This window comes from Synechococcus sp. R5-13, assembly GCF_047462015.1.
Classification (GTDB): Bacteria; Cyanobacteriota; Cyanobacteriia; order Thermostichales; family Thermostichaceae; genus Thermostichus.
On record NZ_JANSIL010000164.1, the window covers coordinates 1 to 5,674 of the forward strand.

At 61.0% G+C, this 5,674-nt stretch carries 5 protein-coding genes; 2 read left to right on the forward strand and 3 right to left on the reverse strand.

Features of this window, described 5'->3' with window-relative positions:
- Window positions 1-169 precede the first annotated feature (169 nt).
- On the forward strand, window positions 170-898 hold the full coding sequence (locus NW840_RS12250) for a hypothetical protein (protein WP_414344557.1): 729 nt from the start codon (window positions 170-172) through the stop codon (window positions 896-898).
- Window positions 899-978: 80 nt separating this feature from the next.
- Window positions 979-1,947 (forward strand): methionyl-tRNA formyltransferase, encoded by a 969-nt coding sequence (fmt, locus tag NW840_RS12255; RefSeq protein WP_414344559.1) that lies wholly within the window; start codon window positions 979-981, stop codon window positions 1,945-1,947.
- A gap of 128 nt (window positions 1,948-2,075) precedes the next feature.
- Here fmt and radC read toward each other — a convergent pair whose 3' ends face one another.
- The 3 genes from radC to NW840_RS12270 are packed head-to-tail and all read right to left on the reverse strand — an operon-like array spanning window position 2,076 to window position 5,599.
- On the reverse strand, window positions 2,076-2,807 hold the full coding sequence (radC, locus tag NW840_RS12260) for a RadC family protein (protein WP_414344561.1): 732 nt from the start codon (window positions 2,805-2,807) through the stop codon (window positions 2,076-2,078).
- Window positions 2,808-2,814: 7 nt separating this feature from the next.
- Entirely contained in the window at window positions 2,815-4,542 is a 1,728-nt protein-coding gene (locus tag NW840_RS12265; RefSeq protein ID WP_414344563.1) for an ArnT family glycosyltransferase, read from the reverse strand.
- Window positions 4,535-5,599 carry a CIA30 family protein gene (locus NW840_RS12270; RefSeq protein WP_414344565.1) on the reverse strand — a complete coding sequence of 355 codons (1,065 nt, stop codon included), beginning with the start codon at window positions 5,597-5,599 and terminating at the stop codon, window positions 4,535-4,537. Before NW840_RS12270 ends, NW840_RS12265 begins: the two co-directional genes overlap by 8 nt.
- Window positions 5,600-5,674: the final 75 nt, after the last annotated feature.

The window sequence follows — 5,674 nt, forward strand, 5'->3', positions numbered from 1 at the left end:
CGTAACTTCCGCATTCCTCCCGACACTGACCCTACGGGTACAGTGCGGGGCTCCTGCGATTTCTAGCTGAGGTGAATGGATCTGGCCATCTTGGCCGGCGATCCCAGGGATCCAAGCAATCTAGGAAATTGGCTAGGTTGGGTTAGGGCTTGTTGGAGATCTTTTGTCGGTGAGCGATTCTTTGGATGTCCAGGCTCCTCTGCCCGCCATTTTGGCCGATCTGCAAAAAGCCCTGGGATCCCTGGGGTTGGGTTATCTCCAGGTACAAGCGCGGCTTTCCGGCCACCGCCTGTTGCTGCGTCTAGAAGGGGATCCCCTGCCTGAGCCGGATGCTTTGCTGGGGAGCCTCTCGCCGGCCTTGGAGCACATGGCGCTGACCCACAGGCAGCGTCAGGTGGAGCTTTTTGGCTTTCTGGCCAATGAAGGGATCCCGGAATGGCACCGCGAGTGGCGCTATCAGCCCCAGCCCAACCCCAACAGCCCTCTGTATCGCGCTCAGCGGGGGGATGGGGTAGCCATCCAGCAGGTACTGAATTACCTGTTGCGTCCGGAAGGGATCCAAGCACGGGTTCATCTCCATCCCAAGCTGGGCCTCTTGCAGGTGAACTTGCAGGCGGCAGAAGCTCCGGATCCGGCTTGGGCTAAGGATTTTCTGCGGCGAGCCTTAACCCGTCTGGAATGGACTTTTTTGCAACGGCTGCGGCTTTCTGGGCAGAAACTGGGCTCTTTTTTCCCGGCCTGGAGCCAAGAGTTCGACCTCAAACAGCCTGCCTTTTGGCAGTCCCCGCAGGTGCCCTTGACCGGGCGATCCCCCATCTCAGAGAGAGAAATCTCTCCGCTGGATAAGCCGCCACCCCCTTCTCCTGCCTCCCAGACTGAATCTCCGGGTGTCAGTTGACGGAGGAGATAGTAAGTAGCCGAGCGTTTGCAGCCGCTGGCTGAGCGTATTCTGAAGGACAGTGCTCGTTGGGGTTGGCCATGCGGGTTGTTTTTTTCGGCACGCCAGAGTTTGCCCTGCCTTCGCTGCAGATCCTGTTGCAGCCGCAGTCTCCCTTTGAAGTGGTGGGATTGGTCTGTCAGCCGGATCGGCCCCAGGGGCGAGGGCAAAAGGTGCTTCCCCCCCCTACCAAGGTTCTCGCCCAGGCCCACGGGATCCCGGTGTGGCAGCCTGTCCGCCTGCGGCGGGATCCCCAAGTGCTGGCGGCTCTGGAGGCGCTGGCCGCCGATGTGTTTGTGGTGGTGGCCTACGGCCAGATCTTGCCCCTGACGGTGTTGCAGATGCCCAAGCTGGGCTGTGTGAATGTGCATGGATCCCTCCTGCCCGCCTATCGTGGCGCTGCCCCCATCCAGTGGGCTATTGCCAACGGAGAAACCGAGACCGGCGTGACCACCATGCTCATGGATGAGGGAATGGATACGGGGGCCATCCTGCTCCAGGCCAAGCTACCCATTGGGCCAGAGCAAACCAGCCTAGAATTGGCACCCCAACTGGCTCAACTGGGGGCAGAACTCTTGGTGGAAACACTCCTGAAATTGGAGAAAGGGGAACTCACCCCTATTCCTCAGGATGGATCCCGGGCAACCTACGCCCCTTTGCTCAAAAAACAAGACTTTCACCTCGACTGGCAGCGCCCTGCCCAGGCCTTGCACAACCAAATCCGCGCCTTTTCCCCCAACTGTTTCACCGGTATAGAGGGACAGCGGATAAAGATTGTCCGCTCCGCCTCTCCCCAACTGCACTCGCCACCCCCTGAAATCCCCCAGGGCAGTCCCGGAGAAGTGGTGGGGTTGGCCAGAGGAGAAGGGATCTACGTAGCCACAGGAGAGGGATCCCTGTTGATCCGGCGGGCGCAGCTGCCTGGCAAAAAAGAACAGTCCGCTTGGGACCTGGTCAATAGCGGCCAGCTCAAGGTGGGAATGCGCTTTGAGCCGCTCCCCGATTCTTGAGAGCCCACACACAGGGATCCCTTGGGCGTGGTCAACCCAAATGGTGGCGAATAAATGGTGGCGAATACAGTAATGAATGAAACATTTCCGTTGCATTACTCCTCTCTCCCTCTGGGAGAGGGTGAGGCTTACTCCGGCTGGGGAAACTCCTGCCAAAGGGTGGTGCGTTGGCGCAAGCTGAGGAACTGTCCGCCGCCGAGGATAAGGTGATCCAAGACCGGGATCTGTAGCAGTTGCCCCGCCTGCAAGAGTTGCCGGGTGAGGGCAAGGTCTTCTGGGCTGGGATCCAAGCAACCGGAAGGGTGGTTGTGGGCGACGAGGATGCGGCTGGCTCCTTGCTTGATGGCGCTGCGGAAGGTTTCCCGCGGATGGGTGAGGGTTTCGGTGGCTGTCCCCCGGGTTACGATCTGCTGGCCAATGAGGCGGTGCTTGATATCTAGGTGCAAAACGGCAAAATGCTCCTGGGTCTCCCACATCAGGTCGCCGCTCAGGGCCATAGCCGCTTGTTCTGGCGACTCAATGGCTGTCCGGTCTGGCGGACGACTCAAAAACACCCGCCGTCCCAGCTCGATGGCGGCCAACACCGTTGCTGCCTTGGCCGGGCCAATGCCTTCAATTTGCAGCAGCTCCCCTGCCTCCACCTGGCGCAGTTGGGCCAAGGGATCCCCTTGGGCTTCCAATTTTTTCAGGAGCAACTGGGCGAGGCCGACTGCTGAGAGTTTGCCTGGCCCCTGGCCAGTGTTGAGCAAGATGGCCAGCAGCTCGGCGTGGGAGAGGTGCCTTGCCCCTTGGCTGAGCAGCCGCTCGCGGGGACGATCTTGGGCAGGAATATCGCTGATGCGCAGCACGTACTGGCTCATCTGGGGCCTAGGGAGGAGAAGAGGTTTTTTTCAACAGCCAAAAAGGACTGCGGCGCTCGACGACCCGCCAAGATCCCAGAATGGCTGCCTGTTCGCCCTCGGGAGCTGTAAGTTCAGCTACAAAGGGATCCCAGGTAACCAGGTAGTCGGGCGCCTGCCCCTGGGCTTGCCAGTCGGCCAGCTCTTCTGGGCTGGCGGCGTAGGGAACCTGCAGCGGGCCATAAAAATAGGGTACAAAAGAGCGAAAGCCGTACAGGCCCACCGTTCCAGAGAGAGCCGGCTGGGCGTTGTTTTCGGAAGTGGCAAACTGCCGGAAAAAGTGGACGGCTCCCCCCTGGGTGTGTTGCAGCAGGCGGGGGAAGACCCAGCACCAGGCCAGTTGGGCGCTCAGTCCCGTGGCCAAGAGCAAAACTGTCCAGCCCCAAGCCCGCCGCCGTCCTCGACTCCAAAGGAGAATTCCCAGCAGCAGGATCGCGGCGGGGACGTAGGTCAACACCGGCCACTCCACCTCAGCCTGCAGGTATCCCAGCACCAAGCTGCTGGAAAAGTCGTCAGGGATGCCGGCAAAGACCCATGCTTGGACTAGCCCAGCGGGGTCCTGGGATCCCAGCCAGGGCAGCAACAGCCACAGGGCCAGCCAAAACAAGCCACTGAGCAGGATCCAGGCACTTTCCCAAAAACTGGGCCCTCTTTTCTCAGCAACCAGGCGCTGCAAGCGCAGGGCAGCAAAGTAGGCCCCAATGGGGTACAGCAGCGAGGTGTAGTGAACCAGCTTGGTTTGCACCAGCAGCGAAAACAGGGCCAGCACCACCCCAAAAGCCACCAACAGCAGAGATTCTGCCCGCCGAGTCAAATCCACCGAGCCCACGCTCCTGGGGATGGGCTGCAGGATCTCGGCCAAAGCCAAAGAACCCCAGGGAAAGCACCCCAGGGCAAAGGCCAACAGATGAAAATAAACCGGGCCGGGATGCCCATCTGAGCTGGTGAGGATGCGCCATTGGTAGCGCCCAAACTCTTCCACCCATTCTGGCCCCCGTTGCACCCCCTCCAACGCCAGCCAAGTGAGGGGAACAGCCACAGCTAGGCTGAGGAAAACCAGGCTCTCCCCCCATCGAAGGGGAGGATCCCGTTGCCAGAGCTTGTAGAGGATCCAGATAGCCAGGGGCAACACCAGCCCCACCGGCCCTTTGGCCAACACTGCCAAGCCCAGGGCCAGCGCCCCCACCGCTCTCCACCTGCGTCCAGAGTACCCGGCCCGCCAGGCCTCCTCGGCGGCCCAAAGGGATCCCAGACCCACCCCCATCCCCAGATTCAACAGCGGGTCGATGAGGCCGGTTTTGTAAAAAAACAAGGGCAGGTAGCCCGTCAGCAGTAGGATCCCCCACAGGCAGCCAAACCCCACCCCACGCAGATGGGATCCCCACCCCACCAGCAGCGCCACCGTGATCCCGCCAGCAAAAGCATTGGGCAAGCGCGCTGCCCCTTCGTTCATCCCTAAAACAGCTATGGACAGGGCCTGCAGCCAAAAAAAGAGAGGGGGCTTCTCGAAAAAAGGCTCCCCGTTGATGGCCAACGAGAAAGGATCCCCGCTGGCCAGCATCTGCCGCGCCAAGCTGGCGTAGATCAGCTCATCCCAGTCGAACAGGTAGGGGATCCCCTGACCTACCCACAGCCACAGGCCGGCCAAAAGCCCCATCCCCAGGGATCCCTTGAGGCGGCCCAGAAAGCTAGGCATGGAAAGCTTCTGAAGACACCACCCGGCCCACGCTCTGAGGCGAGCGCAGGAGGCGGAGCAACTGGGCTGCCAGAGCGGATCCCTCTGTCTCTACCGGAATCTCCACCCCACACCAACGGCTGGAGCTACCCTGCAGGGCAGCTATCCACTCCGGGGCAAGGGATCCCCGCGCCACCCCGATCAATTGCGGCAGAGGCTCCCGACGATACAGCCCAATCCAGCGCAAGCCCAGTTGAAAAGGCCCCGGTCGGAAACGGGGGTTCAAGCGGCCATCCGCCTCAAACTTGCTCAACATCACCTGCAGAGAGCAGATCTGGCGAGTATTGAGCGCAGGAGCCGAAGGCACAAGGCGGGCGCGGAACGTGGCAACCATCTCCGCAAAGGGGATCTGAACGGTCTGCTCTTCTCCCGGCGCAGTGTCGAACGCATAGCCGTAGGCGGGGCTGTCCCAGCCGCCTTGATCCCGCAGTAAGACCTTATACCGCTGCCCATCCCCTCGCAGGCGCAGCTCCAGACCGGCAAACCCCGACAAGTCCAGCGGCGGCTGCCAATTGCGGGTGCGCGTGGAAACAAACCCCCCAAAGTTGGCCGTGGAAACCTGGCCTGCGAACAGCAGCTCCTCCTTTCCCCAGAGCAGTTGGCTTTGGCTCGCCCCGCCCATCACCACATCGTCCAAAATGCCCCAAAACCGATGCAAATCCGGGTTGGGCCGGCGAAAGTCGAACAGCATCCGCTCCGTTTGCCCACTGCTGCGCAATTGCTCCAGATAAGCCTTGGCCGTTGGTGGATCCTCCAAACCCAGGATCACCGTTGCCGTCGCCCAATCTGGTGTCTGGCTCACCTCCACGCCCTGCTGCCGCAGGGCCTCCGCCAACCCGTCAGGCAAACCTTCCCCCACTACCCCCACCTGGATAGGAGCCGACTCGGCAAGAGAAGGTGGCACAAAATCATCCTCCACGGCCTGGAACCCATTTTGAACCCGACGCCACACCTCAGCCCAAGGCAGGGCCTCATAGTAGGTGAGTGTGTTCCAGAACCGCCCCAGATCCCAAGGCATGAGTCTACCTGATACATTCACGCTGAACTCTCCTGAACATGGTTCAGGAAAGAAGCGATCGCATCCTGCCTATCT

Excerpts from the sequence above, each read along its gene's own strand:
- NW840_RS12270 (WP_414344565.1), bottom strand. The coding sequence starts at position 5,599 with ATGCCTTGGGATCTGGGGCGGTTCTGGAACACACTCACCTACTATGAG.
- NW840_RS12265 (WP_414344563.1), bottom strand. The coding sequence starts at position 4,542 with ATGCCTAGCTTTCTGGGCCGCCTCAAGGGATCCCTGGGGATGGGGCTT.
- fmt (WP_414344559.1), top strand. The coding sequence starts at position 979 with ATGCGGGTTGTTTTTTTCGGCACGCCAGAGTTTGCCCTGCCTTCGCTG.
- radC (WP_414344561.1), bottom strand. The coding sequence starts at position 2,807 with ATGAGCCAGTACGTGCTGCGCATCAGCGATATTCCTGCCCAAGATCGT.